The 21,254-nt window shown below is 62.7% G+C and carries 20 protein-coding genes; 11 read left to right on the forward strand and 9 right to left on the reverse strand.

Annotated features, from left to right (window positions below; all coding sequences use genetic code 11):
* Nucleotides 1-448 precede the first annotated feature (448 nt).
* From EAY64_RS19465 to EAY64_RS19475, 3 genes are all read left to right on the forward strand, one after another.
* Complete coding sequence (locus EAY64_RS19465; protein ID WP_103526365.1) at nucleotides 449-2,059, forward strand: methyl-accepting chemotaxis protein; 1,611 nt, start codon at nucleotides 449-451, stop codon at nucleotides 2,057-2,059.
* 97 nt (nucleotides 2,060-2,156) lie between these two features.
* Nucleotides 2,157-3,434, forward strand: coding sequence for an HD domain-containing phosphohydrolase (locus EAY64_RS19470; protein WP_103526366.1), 1,278 nt, complete (start codon nucleotides 2,157-2,159; stop codon nucleotides 3,432-3,434).
* A gap of 228 nt (nucleotides 3,435-3,662) precedes the next feature.
* Nucleotides 3,663-4,367 carry a S4 domain-containing protein gene (locus EAY64_RS19475; RefSeq protein WP_103526367.1) on the forward strand — a complete coding sequence of 235 codons (705 nt, stop codon included), beginning with the start codon at nucleotides 3,663-3,665 and terminating at the stop codon, nucleotides 4,365-4,367.
* A 28-nt stretch (nucleotides 4,368-4,395) separates the two neighbouring features.
* Here the strand turns inward: EAY64_RS19475 and EAY64_RS19480 are convergent, their stop codons facing one another.
* The 8 genes from EAY64_RS19480 to EAY64_RS19515 form a co-directional block, all read right to left on the reverse strand.
* Nucleotides 4,396-5,052 (reverse strand): HugZ family pyridoxamine 5'-phosphate oxidase, encoded by a 657-nt coding sequence (locus EAY64_RS19480; RefSeq protein ID WP_113024063.1) that lies wholly within the window; start codon nucleotides 5,050-5,052, stop codon nucleotides 4,396-4,398.
* A 77-nt stretch (nucleotides 5,053-5,129) separates the two neighbouring features.
* Entirely contained in the window at nucleotides 5,130-8,066 is a 2,937-nt protein-coding gene (locus EAY64_RS19485; protein WP_147456253.1) for a bifunctional diguanylate cyclase/phosphodiesterase, read from the reverse strand.
* Nucleotides 8,067-8,199: 133 nt separating this feature from the next.
* A complete protein-coding gene (locus EAY64_RS19490; RefSeq protein WP_103526370.1) occupies nucleotides 8,200-9,204 on the reverse strand; it encodes a substrate-binding domain-containing protein in 1,005 nt (334 codons plus the stop codon).
* Between the two features lie 137 nt (nucleotides 9,205-9,341).
* Nucleotides 9,342-10,286 (reverse strand): ribose ABC transporter substrate-binding protein RbsB, encoded by a 945-nt coding sequence (rbsB, locus tag EAY64_RS19495; RefSeq protein ID WP_103526371.1) that lies wholly within the window; start codon nucleotides 10,284-10,286, stop codon nucleotides 9,342-9,344.
* A 79-nt stretch (nucleotides 10,287-10,365) separates the two neighbouring features.
* Nucleotides 10,366-11,304: an ABC transporter permease gene (locus EAY64_RS19500; protein ID WP_103526372.1), complete on the reverse strand. Its 939-nt coding sequence runs from the start codon at nucleotides 11,302-11,304 to the stop codon at nucleotides 10,366-10,368.
* 21 nt (nucleotides 11,305-11,325) lie between these two features.
* The gene (locus tag EAY64_RS19505) at nucleotides 11,326-12,816 is read right to left on the reverse strand and encodes a sugar ABC transporter ATP-binding protein (RefSeq protein ID WP_103526373.1); all 1,491 of its coding nucleotides are present in this window, start codon (nucleotides 12,814-12,816) and stop codon (nucleotides 11,326-11,328) included.
* Nucleotides 12,817-12,826: 10 nt separating this feature from the next.
* On the reverse strand, nucleotides 12,827-13,225 hold the full coding sequence (rbsD, locus tag EAY64_RS19510; RefSeq protein ID WP_103526374.1) for a D-ribose pyranase: 399 nt from the start codon (nucleotides 13,223-13,225) through the stop codon (nucleotides 12,827-12,829).
* Complete coding sequence (locus EAY64_RS19515; RefSeq protein WP_103526384.1) at nucleotides 13,222-14,109, reverse strand: ribokinase; 888 nt, start codon at nucleotides 14,107-14,109, stop codon at nucleotides 13,222-13,224. Before EAY64_RS19515 ends, rbsD begins: the two co-directional genes overlap by 4 nt.
* A 447-nt stretch (nucleotides 14,110-14,556) precedes the next feature.
* Between EAY64_RS19515 and EAY64_RS19525 the strand changes: the two genes are divergently transcribed.
* From EAY64_RS19525 to lnt, 8 genes are read left to right on the forward strand one after another with little or no spacing between them, the layout of a single operon-like run.
* Nucleotides 14,557-14,928, forward strand: a complete 372-nt coding sequence (locus EAY64_RS19525; RefSeq protein ID WP_103526376.1) for a hypothetical protein — start codon at nucleotides 14,557-14,559, stop codon at nucleotides 14,926-14,928.
* 36 nt (nucleotides 14,929-14,964) lie between these two features.
* Complete coding sequence (gene miaB, locus EAY64_RS19530) at nucleotides 14,965-16,299, forward strand: tRNA (N6-isopentenyl adenosine(37)-C2)-methylthiotransferase MiaB (protein WP_103526377.1); 1,335 nt, start codon at nucleotides 14,965-14,967, stop codon at nucleotides 16,297-16,299.
* Between the two features lie 20 nt (nucleotides 16,300-16,319).
* The gene (locus EAY64_RS19535) at nucleotides 16,320-16,625 is read left to right on the forward strand and encodes a YciI family protein (RefSeq protein WP_103526378.1); all 306 of its coding nucleotides are present in this window, start codon (nucleotides 16,320-16,322) and stop codon (nucleotides 16,623-16,625) included.
* On the forward strand, nucleotides 16,622-16,972 hold the full coding sequence (locus EAY64_RS19540; RefSeq protein ID WP_103526379.1) for a hypothetical protein: 351 nt from the start codon (nucleotides 16,622-16,624) through the stop codon (nucleotides 16,970-16,972). Before EAY64_RS19535 ends, EAY64_RS19540 begins: the two co-directional genes overlap by 4 nt.
* A 19-nt stretch (nucleotides 16,973-16,991) precedes the next feature.
* Nucleotides 16,992-17,951, forward strand: a complete 960-nt coding sequence (locus EAY64_RS19545; protein ID WP_103526380.1) for a PhoH family protein — start codon at nucleotides 16,992-16,994, stop codon at nucleotides 17,949-17,951.
* A complete protein-coding gene (gene ybeY / locus EAY64_RS19550; protein ID WP_103526381.1) occupies nucleotides 17,929-18,435 on the forward strand; it encodes an rRNA maturation RNase YbeY in 507 nt (168 codons plus the stop codon). Before EAY64_RS19545 ends, ybeY begins: the two co-directional genes overlap by 23 nt.
* Nucleotides 18,436-18,439: 4 nt before the next feature.
* Nucleotides 18,440-19,294, forward strand: a complete 855-nt coding sequence (locus tag EAY64_RS19555) for a CorC family transporter (RefSeq protein ID WP_103526382.1) — start codon at nucleotides 18,440-18,442, stop codon at nucleotides 19,292-19,294.
* Between the two features lies 1 nt (nucleotide 19,295).
* On the forward strand, nucleotides 19,296-20,810 hold the full coding sequence (gene lnt / locus EAY64_RS19560; protein ID WP_103526383.1) for an apolipoprotein N-acyltransferase: 1,515 nt from the start codon (nucleotides 19,296-19,298) through the stop codon (nucleotides 20,808-20,810).
* Nucleotides 20,811-20,856: 46 nt separating this feature from the next.
* On the opposite strand, the gene EAY64_RS19565 is transcribed toward lnt, so the two are convergent.
* Nucleotides 20,857-21,254 (reverse strand): methyl-accepting chemotaxis protein (locus EAY64_RS19565; RefSeq protein WP_233566516.1); only part of this gene is annotated, 398 nt, incomplete at its 5' end.

Raw genomic sequence — 21,254 nt, forward strand, 5'->3', positions numbered from 1 at the left:
TCCGCAGGTCCGGGGTTCGAGTCCCTGATTCGCCACCAGCATTACCAAAAAGGCCAGCTCCCACGAGTTGGCCTTTTTGCTTTTCCCCCACCGTCTCAGTGCAGCGCAGCGATTCGTTGCGCCCGCGCCGCAGCCAGCATGGCCAATCGCGTCGATACCCGGCAAAATATCTTGCATGTTTGATCAAACTTCTGCATAACTACTGCCTTGCTTGCCCAGCAGAATAGGGAAACAGGCCAGCACAATATAGAACAACGCAGCAAAAAATAGCTGCCAGTAGTGATAAAACGATAAAGAACGGCAAAAGCCGGCAGTAGTTCGTCTGCTACGACTCCCCTCACCCGAACAGTTTCAGATCAAATCATGCCTGCAGCCTTGCGCTACAGGCAGCGGGAACGGCTGCCTGCCGGCAGCCGCTGGCGAAGAAGCGCACAACAGGGAGTGCATCATGCAGATCAAGTCCAGGCTTACCATGCTGGCCATCGTTACCACAACGGGGCTGTGCATGCTGGGAGGCGTCATGGCTTATACCCAGTTCAGTCTGGGGCAATTCATCCAGCGCCTGCTGGAAGGCGACCTGCCCAGCGTAGAGACCCTGCAGCGCTTTCAGACCGACACCCTGAAAATGACCGTCGACTCGCTGCTGCTGGGGGCCACTGACAATGCCAATGAATTGCAACGCTTGCCCAAGGCCATTGCCGATGAAGAGCAGGATGCCCGTGCCGCACTGAAAAGCTATCACGCACTGGCCCTCAGCAGCGATGACCAGCGCCTGCTGGCACAGGACCAGGCCCGGCTGGACGACTACGCCCGGGTGCTCAAGCCCTATCTTGAAGCCACCGAAAACGGCGATATCGTGGCGGCCAAATCGGCGCTGCGGCAGCTGGTGCCCACGGCGCGCGCCGTGCTGGCTGCCGGCGAAAGCCATCTGCATTACAACTATCAGCTGACACAGCAGGAAGCCGGCCATGCCACCGGGCTGCTGCAGTTCGTGCAGCTGCTCAGCCTGGCCACCGTGCTGCTCTGCCTGCTGGTGGTGGGCAGCATGAGCTGGTCGCTGGCACGTTCACTGTCACGGGCGATCAACGGTTTGCAGAATGCCATTACCGGCATCGCCGATTCGCTCGACTTCACCCGCCGCGCCCCACAGGACAGCGATGACGAGCTGGGTGCCACCGCCAGCGCCTTCAACAGCCTGATTGGCAGACTGCAGGGCAGCCTGAGCGAATTGACCGGCAATATCCGCCAACTGACCACGGCCTCGGCCGATGTGGCGCGCGCCTCGGGCGAAGTGGCCGGCACCGCCGCCCGGCAGAGCGATATCTCGGCCAGCGTGGCCGCCACCGTGCAGCAGTTGACCGTCAGCATCAATCATGTCGGCATGCAGGCAGCCGCCACCAACGAGCAGGCGGTGAATGCCGGCGAGCTGGCTGGCAGCGGCGGCCAGGTGGTCAGCAGCACGGTCAGCGACATTCGCGACATTGCCGGCACGGTGGGCACCGCCTCGCATAGCGTGCGCCAGCTGGGCGAACAGGCGCGTTCCATCGTTTCGGCGGTGTCGGTGATCAAGGATGTGGCGGACCAGACCAACCTCCTGGCACTGAACGCCGCCATCGAAGCGGCGCGGGCCGGCGAGCAGGGACGTGGCTTTGCCGTGGTGGCGGACGAAGTACGCAAGCTGGCTGAACGCACCAGCAGCATGACCAGCGAGATCAACAGCGTGATCAGCGCCATTGCCGGCAGCAACGAGCAAACCGGCAAGGCCATGGCTGCCACCGTGGCCAGGGTGGAGAGCGGCATGCAGCGGGCCGACATGGCGCAGGAAGCCATTGTCCGCATCGGCGACACCACGCGCGACCTGGTAAGCCTGGTCGGCAATATCACCGTTTCCATTCGCGAGCAGGCCAGCGCCAGCACCGATATCGCGGTGCAGGTGGACCACATCGCCCAGATGGCACAAAGCGCCAACAACGATGCTTCGGCGGCGTCCACGGCAGCGCAGGCGCTGGATGCATCGGCACGGCGCATGCAGGAAATTGTGGCGGCCTACCGGCTATAAACGAGTCATGCGGCTTTCGCCAGCCGCCACCATGGATTAGATTGAGAGCAGGGGCTGGCATGGGGGCCAGCCTTTCCTCTGCCTGCGAAAGCCCGCCATGTCCAATGCCACCGCCAGCCGCAACGTCCATGACGACTGCAGCATCCATGTCGACCTGCGTGAGGTGATACACGCGCTATCCGATGCACTTGATCTGGTCGGCATCGATGATGTGGCCCACGGCAAGCGGGTCGGCATCTTGGCTTATCACTGTGCACTGACGCGAGGCCAGAGCCGGGCACAGGCCAGCTTTCTGTTTGATCTGGGCCTGCTGCACGATATCGGCGTCTCCTCCACCCGCACCCATCACCACCTGGTCAGCGAGTTCGACTGGGCCGGCTCCCAGCAGCATTGCCTGACCGGTGCAGCGCTATTGGCCGGCTTTAGCCCGCTGGCGGCCATGGCCGAGCCGGTACGCTATCACCACACGCCATGGGAAAAACTGGTAGCCATGCCTGGCCTCAGCCGCGACATAGCGGAACAGGCCAACCTGATCTATCTGGTAGACCGGGTAGACGCCATGGCAGCCGCCTTTTACAGCAGTGGCGAATTGCTCACGCACACCCCCGCCATCCGTGAGCAGATCGCCCAGCGCAGCGGCCAGCACTTTGCCCCGCAGCTGGTCGAGGTCTTTCTGCAGGCATCAAAGGCCGAAGCCTTCTGGTTGCAACTGGAGCCACGCGGTATTGCCGGCATGCTGCAGGACATGCGCGAACTGAGCCTGCCCTGCCAGGCCAGCACGGCCCAGCTCAAGCAACTGGCCACGCTGTTTTCCTGCATTGTCGATGCCAAAAGCCCGTTTACCGCGCGCCACTCGCAAGGGGTGGCCGGGCTGTCGCGCTGGCTGGCCGAGCGACTGGGGCTGACGCCTGGCCGTTGCGACCAGCTGGAAATCGCCGCCCTGCTGCATGATCTGGGCAAGCTGCGCGTACCGGATGAAATACTGGAAAAGCCGGCCGGGCTCACCAGCCGCGAGCGCAGCCTGATCAATGCCCACAGCTTTGAAACCTACCAGATCCTGCGGCATATCCGCGGCTTTGAAGAAATCGCCTGCTGGGCGGCTTATCACCACGAAGAACCGGACGGCCACGGCTATCCCTTCCACCTGAGCGCAGACAGCATGTGCATCGAAGCGCGCATCCTGCGCGTGGCCGACATCTTCCAGGCACTGGCCCAGGACCGGCCCTACCGCGCCGGTCTCAGTGCCGACGCGGTGCTGGCCACCCTGCAGCAACTGGCGGCGCAGCAACGCATCGACCCGGCCATTCTGGCCCTGGCTGCGCGCGACATGGCTGGCGCCATGGCGGCAGCACTGCCCGCAGGAAAAGCCGCCTGAGCAGCACGGTACGACCGGTGATACTCGGGTGATGCCGGGTTGAAACCTGCGTTAACAGGCTCATGGACGCCTTGTCCATCAGGCCTTTCCACGCCATGAGCCGGGTCTGACCCTTCCTGCCCTGAATCGTGAGCCGCTGCTTAATCACGGCAGCACGATTGCCAGCACCGGGGCGCAGGCGGATAATCGCCGACCCCGACCCTGCGTCGATCGCACTGGAGTACTGCAATGAGTGAACAGGAACTGCGTTTGTCCAAACGCATGGTCGAACTGGGGCTGTGCTCGCGCCGTGAAGCCGATGCCTTCATCGAACAGGGACGGGTCAGGGTGGATGGCCAGCTGGTGCAGCAACTGGGCAGCCGCGTGCGGCCAGAACAGCGCATCGAACTGGACAAGCCGCGCATGACGCTGGGTGAGCTCAGCATCAGCCTGCTACTGCATCGCGCCCTAGCCGACCAGCCATTGTCGCTAGCCGCGCAGATTACCCCGGCCAGTCACCTGGCACGCGATGGCAGCGAGCTGGTCTTCAATCCGCGCCACCTGAAGCCGCTACAACAGGCCGGTGCGCTGGAAGCAGGCTGTCATGGCCTGGTGGCACTGACACTGGACAAGAAGCTGGCGCGCAAGCTGGCCGATGCCGAACAGGAATACCTGATTCAGCTGGAAGCGGCACCCGGTGCAGAAGAACTGAAACAGCGCCTGCAGCAGTTGAAACTGCCGGGCAAAGCCCCGCGCAGCCTGAAAGTGAGCCGCCAGAGCGACCGCCAGCTGCGACTGGTGCTGACAGCAGTACAACCCGGCCAACTGGCCGCCATCTGTCAGGGCCTGGGTTTGCAGCCACTGGCCCTGCGCTGCATCCGCATCGGCAAGCTGGGCATGGGCGACCTGCCCAGCGGGCAATGGCGCTATCTGCTGCCGATGGAGTCCTTCTAGACCAGCCTGCTGGCTGCGCCGGCGACCACTAGCCCGGTGCCAGCGCGGCCAATGCCTGCAAGGCCGTAGCAGCAAAGCCCGCGCCCGAGGGCATGGCGTCCGGCCACGGCAGCCGCTGATGCCCCGGACCATCCGTCACCCGGTAATCGGCCCCCAGTGCATCCAGACCCAAGAGCTGGATGCCATCGGCCACCACCGCCTGGCGCAATAGCGCCGCCTCGTCTTCCAGCGTCAGTAGCGGCGGGCCAGCCAGCTCCGGCGCTTCCAGCCAACCCATGCGTCCGACGCCGCCGATATAGCGCAGCCGCAAGGGCTGCAGGCGGAAGAACATGAAATCCAGCTGCAGCAAATCCTCTGCTGCCGCCTGATAGCGACAAAAGCGTTGCAGCAGCGCGGGTTCAGGCTCGATACGCTGCGCATCGGCCAGCAGGGTCAGCCGGGCACCCGCCTGCACATCGCTCACACCGTCCTCCACGATAGACAAGCTGCAGCGGCCATCGGCCAGCAGATTGCGGGTGTGCTCGGCCAGCGCGCTGATCAGCAGCAAGGGCCGGTGTGCCTGGTCCAGCACATAGGGCAATACCGTGGCATAGGGATAACCGGGCAGCTGTGTGGAATGGCTGGCCAGCGTGGCGTAATGGCTGCCATGCATCAGTTGCAGGGCGACAGCGGATGGAATTTTCACAGCAAGATTCTCCCTTCGACAGCAGGATGGTGAGCCGGCATGTTATGCCACAGTCGTCAGGCAGGCGTCAGCGCAATTCAGCCAGAACTCTGCGCCTGCGGTAGCCGGGCGACAAAGTGATAGAGCTCGGCCGCCGGCAGCGGCCGGGCAAAGCGGTAGCCCTGCATCTGGGTGCAGCCCATGGCCAGCAGGCTCAGTTGCTGTTCCGCAGTTTCCACCCCCTCGGCCACCACATCCATGCCCATGTCACGCGCCATCGACAGCGTGGCACGCACCACGGCCTCGTCATCGCCACCGCCCGGCAGGGTGCTGACAAAGGCCCGGTCTATCTTCAGCCGGTTGATGGGGAAGCGTTTGAGCCGGGACAGCGAGGAATAGCCGGTGCCGAAATCATCCAGGGCAAAGCGGCAGCCCAGTTGCATCAGCGCGTGGAATACCTCCAGGTAACGCGCATCCTCGTTCATCAGCGCGCCTTCGGTCAGCTCCAGCTCCAGCATGCCGGGGGCGATCTGATAGCGTTGCACCAGCCCGCGCACATAGGGTGTGAGATCGCTGCGCTCCAGCTGCACCGGTGACAGATTCACCGATACCGGCAGCAGCAGGCCGGCCGCCGCCCAGCGCGCCTGTTCGGCGCAAGCCTCGGCCAGCACCCAGCGTCCCAGTTCGACAATCAGCCCGCTGCGCTCGGCCAGGCCAATGAATTCGCCGGGCAACATCAGCCCGCGTAGCGGATGACGCCAGCGCACCAGCGCCTCGCAGCCGATGCAGCGGCCAGTGTCGGCATCCAGCTGCGGCTGGTAGTACAGCACCAGCTGCGCCGGGTCGTCCAGCAACGCCCGGCGCAGGTCGCGCTCCAGCGTCAGCCGTTCCATGGCCTGGGTGTTCATTTCCGGGCTGTAGTAGCGCAAGGTGTCTCGCCCGGCCTGCTTGGCTGCATACATGGCCATGTCGGCGTGGCGCAGCAGGGTGTCCGGGTCTTGCCCATCCTGCGGGAACAAGGCCACCCCGATACTCACCGTGCAGCGCAGCTCGTGCTGCTCCACCACCACGGCCGAATCAAACAGCGCCAGCAATTGCTCGCCCAGCGCCTCCAGCTGCGCCTGCTGCTGGTAAGGCAGCAGGATGACAAACTCGTCGCCACCCAGCCGCGCCAGCATGGCATCCGGCGGCAGTGGCTGTTGCAGACGGCGTGAAAAGCCAACCAGCAGCTGGTCGCCCACCGGGTGGCCCAGGCTGTCGTTGACTGTCTTGAATTCATCCATGTCCAGGAACAGCACCGCCAGCTGGCGCTTGTCGTTTTCGGCCATGGCATGGCGGGCCATGGTCAGCCAGCAGGCCCGGTTGGGCAGGCTAGTCAGGCTGTCGTGCAAGGCCAGGTAAGTCACATTGGCCTCGGCCTTGCGCGTGGCATCCAGCTGGGTTTGCAGCTGCTGGTTGGTATCGGCCAGCTCGGCAGTTCGCTGCTGTACCTCGCCCTCCATACGCCGGGTATAGCCGGTGACAATCAGCAGAAAGCCACCAAACAGGCCGGTCATGGCCAGCCCCAGCACAAAGGTGATCCACTCCAGCCAGCTGCGCAAGCCGGACAGATAATCCTCACTGGCGCGCAGGCGCAAGGCCCAGTTGCGTCCGGCAAAGGAAAACTGGCTGAGCAAATGCGGCCGCTGGCCGAACCAGCCATCCTTGCCGCAATTGGCCGGGCCGGACAGGCGGTGGAAGCCGGGCGCGCCATCGCGATCGATCAGACACACTTCGATATCACGGCGCACACCATGCTGCAGCGTACTGGCGACGATGTCATCCATGCGGAACAGGCTGGACACCACCCCGCGCAGCACCTGATGCTGGCTGTCATCCAGCGGAGCGTAAACCGCCTGATACAGTGCCACCCCCTTCTGCTGCTGTGGTTCCTGCACCAGGCGGATGGCGGGGCTGACCACCGGCTGCCCGCTTTGCAGGCTGTGGCGAATGGTGGTGGCCAGCTCGGGCGAGGACAGGATGTCCAGCCCCAGCGCCCGCCGGTTGCTGGCCAGGGGCTCGATATAGCGCACCGGCAAATAGGAAGGACGCTGCGGCGACGGCGCCACATGACCGGCGGCATCCCGCGCCAGAATGGCAGAACCGGCCAGCGCACTGCTTTCGAATGCTGCGCGCTCGGCATCGGTGACCAGCGGCGACCAGCCCAGGCTTTGCGTACCCGGCAAACGCGCCAGCCAGGAAGCGGTCAGCTCGCGCCACTGGCTGGCAGAAGCGGCCGGGGAGTGGGTCTGCAATTGTTGCAGGGCCAGCATGCCATCCAGCTGCATCTCCAGGCGCTTTTTCAACGCCAGTTCAATCTGGCCGGCATCACGGTTGAACTGGCTTTGCACCCGTAGCGCTTCCCAGTGATGAATCAGCGCACTGAAACCGATCATGGTCAGCGCGGTCATCAGCATGGGCCACAGCAAGGCAGCGCTGCGGGCGCGCCATTCACTGCGCGGGCGGCCAAACCATGCCAGCATCAGCGGCAGCATGATGAGGCAGCCAAAGGTATCGCCCAGCCACCAGTTCCAGCCATTGAACAGCAGATCGCTGGCCGGCAGCACCCCCAGCGCCGCCAGCGCCGGCACGCTGATGCCGCTGCTCAGCAGGCAGGACAGCGGAATGATGAGCAGCATCAGCCGGATCACGCTGTCAGCACGATCCAGCGGGTTGGGCCAGCCAATCCAGCGGCGGATCAGCCAGCAAGAGCCGAGCGCCTGCACGGTCGCCGCCAGCGGCACCACCAGCAGCGCAAGATAGGCCCAGCCGTGCACGCCGGCTTGCCAGCTGGCCACCAGTTGCACCAGCAACGAGCCCAGCAGCACGCCCGGCCACAGCGCGCGCCCCCACAGCAGCAAGGACATCATGGCGATGCCGGCCGCCGGAAACACCGGTGCGGTATAGCCCGGTGGAATGGCACTGTACAGGGAAGGAACGCCGATCAGGGCATAGACCACAGCCAGCCGCAACATGGCGGGAAATCGAGCAGACACGGGACGTCCTTGCAGGTAAATGACAGCCGCCCGACATTAGCATGCCATGGGCAGAGCGTCACTCATCGTGCTGAAAATTGATGAGTATGGCATATGGCACCGCCAGCCATGACCGGGCGGTGAGCGGTACGCCCTATCGACGGGTGATGCTGGCGGGAATCGCCACATCAGCCCTGCCCGGTGGCTGGCCTTGCAACAGCGCAAAGATCTGTTGCAGGCATTGCTCCGCCATCGACTGGCCATCCTGCACGATGGCATCCACCGGAATCGGCAGGCAATCCAGCAGCGGATGATCGTCAAAAGTCATCAGACAGGATGGCGCTTCACGCAGGCGGTGGGTCTGGCTCATGAAAGACAGCACCCCTTCCAGCAGGGTGATGGAGGCGGTAAACAAGGCCTGCGGGTAGCGCCCTTCGCGGGCATGCCACTGCTGCATCATGGCAAAACCGGAAGCGCGCTGGAAATCGCGCTCCTGCACCCAGTGCGCCTGCTCAGCCAAGCCGTGTGACTGCAAGGCCTGGCGGTAGCCGGCCAGACGGTCGCGACTGGGCGACAGCGTGGGCTGGCCACCAAAATACACCACCTCGCGCACGCCCTCCTCCAGTTTGCTGCCGATCAGCCGCGCCACGGTATCGGTGGCATCGGTCACCACGGAAGGGATGCCACTGCCCTCAATGCGCCGGTCGACAAACACCAGCGGCAGCCGCGTGGTCCAGGGCTGATAGCGGGCAGCATCGCTGCTACAGGGCACCACCGCCATGCCATCCACCTGCCGCGCCACCAGATGCGCCATGCCTTCGGCTTCGCGCGCCGGGTCCTCATCGCTGGTCACCAGCACCAGCTGGTAATCCCGGGCGCGGCACAGGTTTTCCATGGCCTGGGCCAGCGCGGCATGGGCCGAGTTGGTCAGGTCGGGAATCACCAGGCCGATGCTGTTGCTGCGCTTGCTGCGCAGCGAACGGGCAGATTGCGACGGGTTGAAGTGATGCTCGCGTGCCACTTTCTCCACCCGCTCCACCGTGGCCGGTGCGATGCGGTAGCGTTCGGCATGGCCGTTCAGCACCATGCTGGCCGTGGTGCGCGAAACGCCGGCGAGACTGGCAATATCATCGATGGTGAGACGCTTGTAGGCAGTCACAGCGGGCTTTCCTGTCAGGAATTGATCACAGATGGCAACAACCCCCGGCAACCATGACAGCAGCGGGGGTTATGCGCGATGTAGCAATTGTATTACAAGCCAGCCGGAGTGAGGCAGCCCCTCCGGCAGATGGCTGCTTACTGCTTGATCAGATTCAGCGGCACCGGGATGAACTTGTCCACGCTCTGGCCGGCAGCCAGCTTCTTGGCAGTCTGGATGCCATACTGACCGATCAGCTCGGGCTGCTGCTGCACGGTGGCGGCCAGGCTACCGGCTTTCACTGCGGCAACGGCGTCAGCAGTGGCATCAAAGCCGACCACCACCACGTTTTTCAGACCAGCCGCCTGAATGGCCTTGAGCGCACCCAGAGCCATTTCGTCGTTATGCGCAAACACACCCTGGATGTCCTTATTACCCTGGATGATGTTTTCCATCACCGACAGGCCCTTGGCGCGGTCGAAATCAGCCGGTTGCTTGGCCAGCAGTTTCACATCAGCCTTGCCGTCCACCACCTTGTGGAAGCCTTCGCCACGTTCACGGGCGGCAGACGAGCCGGCAATGCCTTCCAGCTCGACGATACGGCCTTTGCCACCCAGTTTCTCCAGCAGGAACTCGCCAGCCATCTTGCCGCCAGCCACATTGTCCGAGGCAATGTGCGCGCTGACTTCGGCACCGTTCACGCTACGATCCAGCGACACCACCTTGATGCCCTTGCCGGTGGCTTCCTTCACCACATTGGCTACGGCAGAGGAGTCGGTCGGGTTGATCAGGATGACATTCACTTTTTTCTGGATCAGGTCTTCCACGCTGGCCTGCTGCTTGGCCGGGTCGTCCTGCGCATCCACGGTAATCAGCTTGATGCCATCCTTCTGTGCTTCGTCTTCTGCACCCTTGCGCAGCGAAACAAAGAAAGGATTGTTGAGGGTGGATACCGCCAGGCCGACAGTCAGCTGACCATCGGCGGCAGCAGCAGCGGGGGCGCTGGCCGCAGCCGGTGCGGCGCCGTCCGGGCCTTGCTTGGAACAGGCGGCAGTGCCGAATACCAGCAGACTGGCCAGCAGCGGGTGAAGAATGCGATTCATGGTGAGTCTCCCTGATTAATGATTTAGCTTGCGTTGACCGGCCCTGGCGCAGGGCCATTATTGATGCGAAAACCAGTACTTACTTCTTGCCGCTGCGGTCGATCAGCACCGCCAGCAGAATGACTACACCCTTGATCACCTGCTGATAGAAGGACGATACCCCCAGCAGGTTGAGGCCATTGTTGAGCACGCCGATCAGCAGCGCGCCCATCAGCGTGCCGAAGATCCAGCCGCGCCCGCCGGTGAGGCTGGTGCCGCCCAGTACCACGGCGGCGATGGCATCCAGCTCGTAACCGCTGCCGGCCGTCGGCTGGGCGGAATTCAAGCGCGAGGTCAGCACCACGCCGGCCATGGCCGACATGGCCCCGGACAGGGTGTAGACCCACAGCTTGATCTGATCCACCTTCACGCCGGACAGGCGGGCGGCTTCTTCGTTACCGCCAGTGGCATAGACATGGCGGCCAAACACGGTTTTCTTCAGCAGAAAGGCAAACAGGCCGAACATGATCAGCATCCACACCACCGGAATCGGCACCAGGCCGGCGACATAGCCACCACCCAGCATGGAGAACAGATCGCTGTCAAAGCCGGTGATCGGGCTGCCGCCGGACACCACCAATGCCAGGCCACGCAAAATGGTCATCGAGGCCAGGGTGGCGATGAACGGGGCCACCTTGCCCTTGCTGATCACCAGGCCGTTAAAGAGGCCCATCAGCCCGCCACCGACTACACCCAACAGGGTGGCCAGCAGCGGGTTGAACCCCGCCTGGATCAGCGTGGCGATGGCCACCGAGGACAGCGCGAGAATGGAACCGACCGACAGATCAATGCCGCCCAGCAGGATCACCAGCGTCATGCCAAAGGCAATCAGCGCATTGATCGACACCTGGCGCATCACGTTCAGCAGATTGGCCACGGTGAGGAAATCCGGGCTGAGCACGGCCAGTCCCACCGACACCAGCACCAGGGCGATAAAGGGGCCCAGACGCTGCAGGGTGGCTTTTTGTTTTGGAGTCATTGTGTATTCCTTGCTCTGAAATCAGGCGGCATGCGCGGTGCCGGTGGCGGCCGCCATGATGCTTTCCTGGGTGGCGCTGGCCGCCTCGAACAGACCGGTCTGGCGACCTTCATGAATCACCAGGATGCGGTTGCTCATGGCCATCACTTCCGGCAGCTCCGACGACACCATCACGATGGCCACGCCAGCAGCAGCCAGCTGGTTGATGATGTGATAAATCTCGGCCTTGCCGCCCACATCCACCCCGCGGGTGGGCTCGTCCAGCAGCAGCACCTTGGGCGGCTGCGCCAGCCATTTGGCAAACACCACTTTTTGCTGATTGCCGCCGGACAACGATTTCACTTCCAGTTCGGCATCGCGGGTGCGGATGCGCAATTGCTCGATCAGCCCGGCCACTGCCTGCTGCTCGGCGGCGTCCGACACTACGCCCAGCCGCGCGTATTGCGGCAGATGCACCAGGGTGGCGTTTTCGCGTACCGACATGCCCAGCACCAGGCCCTGGCTCTTGCGGTCTTCCGTGACAAAGGCCAAGCCTGCCGCAATGGCCGCGCCCGGACTGTCCAGCTCCAGCGCCACACCATCCAGCAGCACCGCACCAGCACAGCGCCGGTTCAGGCCAAACAGGGTCTTGAGGATTTCACTGCGCCCGGCCCCCATCAGGCCGGCCACGCCCAGCACTTCGCCGGCGCGCACCTCGAAACTGATATCGCGTACATGCTGCGCATCGGCCAGCCCCGTTACCTGCAGGCGTACGGCACCCGGTGCGGCGGTGCGGCGCGGAAAGCGATCACCAATCTCGCGCCCCACCATCATGCGCACCACTTCATCAAAGTCAGTGCGGGCAATCACCCGTTCACCGACAAAGCGGCCATCGCGCAGCACACTGATCTTGTCGCAGATGCGGAAGATTTCTTCCATGCGGTGCGAGACATAAACAATAGCGACACCACGCGCCTTCAGCGCCTGCATCAGGCCGAACAGGGTATCGATCTCGCGTTCGGTCAGTGCCGCTGTCGGCTCATCCATGATCAGCAGACGCGCATTCATGGCCAGTGCCTTGGCAATTTCCACCATCTGCTGCTGGCCGATGGACAGCAGGCCGGCTTCGGCTTCCGGATCGATATTGTCAGCACCCAGCGCCGCCAGTTGCGCCGATGCCTCGCGCCGCATACGGGCGCTGTCGATCACGCCAAAGCGCGACGGCTCGCGGCCTAAAAACAGGTTTTCCATCACCGACAGTTGCGGGATCAGGTTCAGTTCCTGATGGATGATGGCAATGCCGCAGGCTTCCGCCTGACGGGTGGAGCGAATCTCTACCGGCTGGCCATCAATGCGGATGGAACCGCCGTCGCTACGGTATACCCCGCTGAGAATCTTCATCAGCGTGGATTTGCCGGCGCCGTTTTCGCCCATCAGGGCGTGGATTTCGCCGCCGGCAATGGCAAAGTCGACCTCTTCCAGCACGCGGACCGGGCCAAAAGCCTTGCTGATGCCCTGCATGACGACATTCATGGTCTGGTCCTCAGAAAATCACGCCGGAATGCAGAATCACATTGGCGTAGGGAGTGCACTCGCCGGTGCGGATCACCACCCGCGCAGCCTGACAGCGTTGCTTGAATTCTTCATGACTCACCCACTCCAGCGCCACGCCCTGCCGCGACAAGGCCGCAGCCGTTTCCACCACCGCCGGATTATGTGCGCGACACTCGTCGGCAAACACCGCGCGCTCACACTGGAAATCGGCAAGGACGGTTTCCAGTACACGGGCAAAACCCGGCTCGCCCAGCGCCAGTGCCAGGTCGATGCATTCCACCCCAGGCGGAATTGGCAGGCCGCAATCGGCAATCACCAGGCTATCGGTATGGCCCATGCCCGCCAGCACGCGGGCGATGTCGCGGTTCAGATGTCCCAGTTTCTTCATGACTGTTGTTCCAGAAATTGTTGCAGGGCAGCCAGCGTCGGCATGCCGCTCTGTGCGCCCTGCCTGGTCACCGACAGCGCCGCGGCGGCATTGGCACGACGCACCGCCTCAGCCAGACCCAGCGGCCAGAATGCCGCCAGCGCACCATTAAAGGTATCGCCGGCACCGGTACTGTCCACCGCCAGCACCGGGAAACCGGCAATCTGCTGCAGGCTGCCTTGCGCATCGGCATAGCTGGCACCCTGGCTGCCCTGGGTCATCACGATGCCTGCCGGGCGGCTGCTCAGCAATTGCTGCCAGGGCTGCTGGCTGGCCAGGGCGATGGCCAGTTCGTATTCATTGGGAGTCAGCAGGGAAACCTGCTGCTGCAAGCTTTCCGGCAAGGACTGGGCCGGGGCCGGATTCAGGATGAAGGGCTTGCCATGGCGCGCCGCCAGCATGGCGGCATGTTCTACCGTAGCCAGCGGCACCTCCAGTTGGGCCAATACCACATCGGCGTCGATGAAGGCCTGCTCGGCCGCATCCAGCTGGGCGGGCTGCAGCGCGTGGTTGGCACCGGGTACCACCATGATGGCATTGTCACCACCGGCCAGGGTAATGCTGGCCATGCCGGTGGCTTCGTCCACACAGCTGATCCAGCGGGTATCGATACCCTCGGCCTTAAGGCCGGCCAGCAACTGGTCGCCAAAAGCATCCTTGCCCAGGCAGGCGATCAGGCTGACTGCCGCGCCCAGCCGGGCAGCGGCCACCGCCTGATTGGCACCCTTGCCACCGGGATAAGTGGCAAAGCGGTGGCCGAACAGGGTTTCACCCTGACGCGGAAAGCTGTCTGCTTCCACCACCAGGTCCATGTTGACGCTACCGATCAGCAAAACTCGGCTCATGTCTTGTCTTTCCAGGCGCAGCGCCACCAGCGTGACCGGGCGCGGCAGTGTCATGTGACACGGCGGGCGCAGGCAGTGGCAGGCTGCTGTTCATTAGAGGCTAAAACGTACTCAGCAATTGGGTGAACTTATAGCAGAGCCGGCATGTCGGTGGAAGCACAACACGCAATAAATGTAAGTTTTCAACTACATGGCAGCAAAAAAAAACCACACCATGGTGCAAGACTCGCGGCCAAGCACCGGCTGCAGCCGGTGACACGCACCACGACGGTGCCGCTGGCCCTCGTCATGTAGTTGCAGCGCACAAATCACCGCCCCCTTGCCCGATAAGGATTCCTGCTTGCCCTTGCCGCACCGCAGCAGGAAAAAGCCGCGCTGGCGCTGCCGACAAGTCCCCTGCGCCAGCAGGCCGGCTGTGCTAAAATCGGCCAACACATTCATTTGATTATGAAAACACTCATCACCGCCCTCTTGCTCTGCCTGCTGTCACTGCCAGCCATGGCCGTGAACAGACTGCTGCCCGCCAATATCCTGGCCGGCACCATCTCCAGCGTGGACAACAACACCGTCACTTTCGTGAAGAGCGAAAGCTCCTTGCTGCGCGCGCTGCTGGCGACACTGATCCCCACCGGTCAGAGCTATGCCACCGCACCTGGCCTGCGCATCTATGACGGCGACAACCGCTTCCTGCTCACCGGCCAGTTGCCCACCCTGGTGGGGCAGACGGTCGGCATCACGCTGGATCTGCAAGGCAATATCAACCGTATCTGGGTGCTGAGCGATGCTGAAATCGAGCTGCTGCAGCAGCGTCAGCAGTAAGGCCCACCCAATGAACCAGCTGGAATCCGCGTAGCAATGAAGAAGGTATACATCAAGACCTTTGGCTGCCAGATGAACGAATACGACTCTGACAAAATGGTCGACGTTCTGGGCGATGCCGAAGGCATGATCAAGACAGACAATCCCGAAGAAGCCGACGTCATCCTGTTCAACACCTGCAGCGTGCGGGAAAAAGCCCAGGAAAAAGTATTTTCCGACCTTGGCCGCATCCGCCCGCTGAAAGAAGCCCGCCCCGACCTGATCATCGGCGTCGGCGGCTGCGTGGCCAGCCAGGAAGGCGACACCATCGTCAAGCGTGCGCCTTATGTGGATGTGGTGTTCGGCCCGCAAACCCTGCACCGCCTGCCGGAAATGATCCGCGCCCGCCAGCACAGCGGCGCGGCCCAGGTAGATATTTCCTTCCCCGAGATCGAAAAATTCGACCACATCCCGCCGGCCAAGGTCGACGGTGCTGCAGCCTTTGTCTCCATCATGGAAGGCTGTTCCAAGTACTGCTCCTTCTGCGTGGTGCCTTATACCCGTGGCGAGGAAGTATCGCGCCCGTTTGAAGACGTGCTGACCGAAATTGCCGGTCTCACCCAGCAGGGCGTGAAGGAAATCACCTTGCTGGGCCAGAACGTCAACGCCTATCGCGGCCTGATGGCGGATGGCGAGATTGCCGACTTCGCCTTGCTGCTGGAATACGTACACGAAATGCCCGGCGTGGAGCGACTGCGCTTTACCACCAGCCATCCGCGTGAATTCACCCAGCGCATCATCGACTGCTACGGCAAGCTGCCCAAGCTGGTTTCGCACCTGCACCTGCCGGTACAAAGCGGTTCCGACCGCATCCTGACCGCCATGAAGCGCGGCTACACCGGGCTGGAATACAAGTCCATCATCCGCAAGCTGCGCGTGCTGCGCCCGGACCTGTGCCTGTCATCCGACTTCATTGTCGGCTTCCCCGGTGAAACCGAAGCGGATTTCGAGCAAACCCTGAAGCTGGTCAAAGACCTGGAATTCGACTTCAGCTATGTCTTCATCTACAGCGCCCGCCCTGGCACGCCGGCCGCCAATCTGCTCGACGACACCCCGCACACGGAAAAAGTACGCCGGCTGGAAGCACTTAACGAAGTCATCGAGGCTCGCGGTTATGCCATCAACCAGAGCATGGTGGGCAGTGTGCAACGGGTGCTGGTGGAGAATATCTCCAAGAAAGACCCGAACATGCTGGCAGCCCGCACGGCCAACAACCGGGTGGTGAATTTTGTTGGCCAGCCGCGCCTGCTCAAGCAGATGGTAGACGTGGTGATTACCGATGCCCGTCCGCACTCGCTGATGGGTGAAATCCTGACCCAAGAAACCGCGTGACACCCGCGCAAAGGCCCGTCATGTTTATAGTTGCACTCAGTTATATCGCCCCGCTGGAAGAGATCGACGCCCAGCTGGCACAGCATGTGCTGTGGTTGAAACAGTGCTACGCCGACGGGCTGTTTCTCGCCTCCGGTCGCAAGGAACCGCGCACTGGCGGCATTATTCTGGCCAGAGGTGATCGCCATGCCCTGCAGCAAAGGCTGGCACAGGACCCGTTCGCCCTGGCGGGGCTGGCGCGTTACGACATCACCGAATTTCACCCCAGCATGACCGCCCCCGGGCTGGAAGTGCTGGCCGCCCCGGCGGAGGAGCGAGCGCCGTGAGCCAGAACTCCGCTAGCCAGCTATTGCTGGCGCCCCGTCCGCTCAGCCGCCACGCCCGCCGGGCAGCCCTGGCCTGCCTCATCATCCTGCCGCTGTTACTCCTGCCCAGCCTGTTGCTGGGTCAGCCCGGCGTGAATGGCGGCTGGGGTAGCCGCTCGCTGTTGCTGCTGATTGGCCCGGCGGCCATTGGCGGCACGCTGGCGCTGTATGCCCTGCTGCTGTATTTGCTGGACAAGCTCAGCCTGGATGGGCTGCGCAATGGCCTGTTCATGCTGCTGACCTTGCTGGCCAGCGTGCTGCTTGTTCTGGAAGCCAGTTTCTGGTTTGCCTTGCTGTTCAGCCACTGAACCACCTTTCGCCTACACGATGAATACCACTCCTCTCAGTTTCAATCCGGTCGACAATGAACGGCTGGCCCGCTTGTGCGGCCCGCTGGATGAAAACCTCAAGCAGATCGAAACCGGTCTGGATGTACAGATCCAGCGCCGTGGCGAGCACTTCAAGTGCAGCGGCGAACACGCCGATCTGGCGGTATACAGCCTGACCCGGCTGTATCTGCTGGCGGAAAAGCGCGATATCTCCATCGACGACGTGCAGCTGGAACTGGTGGAAGTACGCCAGCACGAGCAGCAGGACGGCGATGTGCCGGTGCTGCTGACCCGCCGTGGCGACCTGCGCGGCCGCACCCCGCGCCAGAGCGGCTATATCAAGGCCATCAGCCAGCATGACATTACCTTCGGCATCGGCCCGGCCGGCACCGGCAAGACCTATCTGGCCGTAGCCTGCGCGGTGGATGCCATGGAACGCGATGCCATCAAGCGCATCGTGCTGGTGCGGCCGGCGGTGGAGGCCGGCGAAAAACTGGGCTTCCTGCCCGGTGATCTGGCGCAAAAAGTCGACCCCTACCTGCGCCCGCTGTACGACGCCCTGTACGACCTGATGGGCTTCGACCGTGTCACCCGCCTGTTCGAAAAGAACCTGATCGAAATCGCGCCGCTGGCCTATATGCGCGGCCGCACACTCAACAATGCCTTCATCATTCTGGACGAGGCGCAAAACACCACGCCAGAGCAGATGAAGATGTTCCTCACCCGTATCGGCTTTGGCTCGCGTGCAGTCATTACCGGTGACGTGACGCAGATCGACCTGCAACGCCATCAGAAAAGCGGGCTGGTGGAAGTGGAAAAGATTCTGGGCCAGGTGCGCGGCATCCATTTCCACCATTTCCAGAGTGAAGACGTGGTGCGCCATCCGCTGGTGCAGAAAATCGTCGATGCCTACGACCACTATCAATTGAAAAACGATGAAACAAGCCAAGCGAAATAACCCGCTGCTGCGTCTGGCCGCCCGTCTGCAACTGACGCTGGAAGACCGCAGCCAGGCACAGCAACTGCCCGATGCCAAACTGATCCGCCGTTGCTGTCAGGCTGCCTTGCAGGCCGATGTGCAGCAGGCCCAGGTCAGCATCCTGCTGGTGGGTAGTGAAGAAGGCCGCAGCCTCAACCACACCTACCGCGGCAAGGACTACGCCACCAATGTGCTGTCTTTTGCGCTGAATGAAGGCGAGAACATTACCGATCTGCCGCTGTTTGGCGATCTGGTACTGTGTACCGAGGTGGTGGAAAAAGAAGCCGCCGAGCAAGGACTGGAGCTGATGGCCCACTATGCCCACCTGCTGGTGCACGGCATGCTGCACCTGCAAGGCTTTGACCACGAGGATGACGAAGAAGCGGAAATCATGGAAACGCTTGAAACTGTCATTCTTGCGAAGTTAGGATATCCCGACCCCTATCTAGAGGAAAAACGCTAACCCCATGGAAGACCCCAGTAAACACAAGCCCAGCCTGTTGGAACGCTTGTCCGCCATGCTCCTGCGCGAACCGGAAGACCGCGAGGAGCTGATTACCCTGTTGCACTCCGCCTTTGAACGCAATCTGCTGGACGCCGAAGCGCTGGCCATGATCGAAGGCGTGCTGGAAGTCAGCGACCTGACCGCCCGCGACGTGATGATTCCGCGCAGCCAGATGGACGTCATCCGTATCGACGACCCCATCGAGCGCCTGCTGCCGGATGTGCTGCGCACCGGCCACTCGCGCTTTCCGGTAATCGGCGACAACAAGGACGACGTGCTGGGCATTCTGTTGGCCAAGGATCTGCTGCATTACTTCCATGCGCCCAAAACCTTCGATCTGCGCGCCACGCTGCGTGCCGGCGTGTTCGTGCCGGAATCCAAGCCGCTGGACGTACTGCTGCGCGAATTCCGCTCCAACCGCAACCACATGGCCATCGTAGTGGACGAATACGGCGGCGTGTCCGGCCTGGTGACCATCGAGGATGTGATCGAACAGATCGTCGGTGACATCGAAGACGAATACGACTTCGAAGAAGACGACAACAATATCGTACCGGTGCGCGACCAGCGTTACCGTGTCAACGCCCTCACCGAAGTGGCCGACTTCAACGAATACTTCGCCACCGACTACGCCGACGACGACGTCGATACCGTGGGCGGCCTGGTGATTTCGCTGATCGGCCATCTGCCCAAGCGTGGCGAAACCGTGGAATCCGGCTCGTTGCGCTTCACCGTATTGCGTGCCGACAGCCGCCGCCTGCAGACCCTGCTGGTGGAACGTCTGCACCCCAATACCACCGAAAGCAGCCACGACTGACATGCGCACCCTGTTTGTGCTGATTGCCGCCGCCATCGCCGGCGCCCTGACCTTGTACGGCTTCGCGCCGTACCGCTTCTATGGTCTGCTGCCACTGTCGCTGGCGGCGCTGGCACAACTGGTACAGCGCAATCCCCAGCTAGCCTTCCGCACTGGCTATGTCTGGGGTGTGGCCGCCTACACCAGCAACTTCAACTGGATCTACCACAGCCTGCACGATGTCGCCGGTCTGCCCGCGCTGCTGGCCGCACCGCTGCTGTTGCTGCTGCCGGCCTATCTGGCCATCTGGCCGGGCCTGGCCTGCTGGCTGACCACGCGCATCGACCAGCGCCCCTGGGTGCGCTGGCTGCTCGCTTTCCCGGCACTGTGGGAGCTGGGCGAATGGCTGCGCAGCTGGGTGATGACCGGCTTCCCCTGGGGTGCCATCGGCTATTCGCAGGTAACGGAAAGCCCGCTGTCCGGCTTCATTCCCATCGGTGGCGTACACCTGGCCAGCTGGCTGGTGGCACTGACTGCCGGTGCGCTGGTCTTGGTCGCCAGTGGCAGCCGCCTGCAACGGCTGGCTGCCGTGGTCGGCATCACCCTGCTATGGAGCGCCGGTTTCTGGCTGCAATCCATCAGCTGGACCACCCCGACCGGCAAGCCCTACCGGGTAGCGCTGGCCCAGGGGGACATTCCCCAGGCCATCAAATGGGATCCGGCCACCTTCGAGGAAACCCTGAAGATTTATTACCAGCAGGTGGCCAGTACCCAGGCAGATGTGATGATCCTGCCGGAAACCGCACTGCCGGTATTCCTGGACGACCTGCCCTCTGGCTATCTGACCATGATTGCCGGCGATGCCCAGCGCAAGAACATGGCCCTGGCCACCGGCATTCCACGCCGCACCAACGATGGCCGCGGCTACCTGAACGCAGTGGTTACCCTCACCGACAGCGCCCAGCCCTATTACGCCAAGGATCACCTGGTGCCGTTTGGCGAATTCATTCCCTTGCCGGCGCTGATCGGCTGGATTTACCAGTACATGAACATGCCGCTATCCGGCTTCAGCCGTGGTGGCGCCAACCAGGCTCCGCTGCAGCTGGCCGGGCACAAGATCGCCTTCAATATCTGCTATGAAGACAGCTTTGGCGAAGAGCTGATCGGCCCGGCGGCACAGGCCGGCATACTGGCCAATGTCAGCAACCTGGCCTGGTTTGGCAAAAGCGTGGCGATGAGCCAGCATCTGCAGCTGTCACAGGCAAGGGCGCTGGAAACCGGCCGCTTCATGCTGCGTGCCACCAATACCGGCATGACCGCCATCATCCGCCCCGATGGCGAGATTGCCAGCGTGGCCGCCCCCTTCACCCAGCAGGTGCTGGAAGGCATGGTGCAGGATTACCAGGGCCTCACGCCCTATATGCAGCACGGCAATCAGCCGGTGATCAGCAGCTGCATCGCCCTGCTGCTGCTAGCCATCGGCCTGGGGGCCTGGCAGCGGCGGCAAAGCAACCGCCGGCCGGAAGCTGCGGCATAACAAAAAAGCCCTCATCCGAGGGCTTTTTCCTTGCTACGGGGCCAGATCAAACGTGGAAGCGCGACACCAGCTGGCGCAAATCACTGGCCAGGCTATGCATGGCCTGCACTTCCTGCGAAGTACCGGCGGATTCTGCGGCATTGCTACTGGCACTGCGGGCAATCTGCTCCACATGCTGGGCGATTTCATTACTGGCACTGCCCTGCTCTTTCAGCGCATGAGAAATCTCGTTCACCACGTCCACCACCCCGGTGGCGCTGTCGCGAATATGCGAGATGGCCTCGCCGCCCTGCACTGCCAGTTTCAAACCGGTTTTCACCCGTCCTACCGCCTCTTCCATACAGGCACGCGACTGGTCCGAACTGGTCTGGATTTCCTGGATCATACCGGCAATTTCCTGGGTGGCCTGGCCAGTGCGCTCGGATAGCTTGCGCACCTCGTCGG

The sequence above is a fragment of the Aquitalea palustris genome, assembly GCF_003693445.1.
In the GTDB taxonomy this organism is placed as follows: domain Bacteria; phylum Pseudomonadota; class Gammaproteobacteria; order Burkholderiales; family Chromobacteriaceae; genus Aquitalea; species Aquitalea palustris.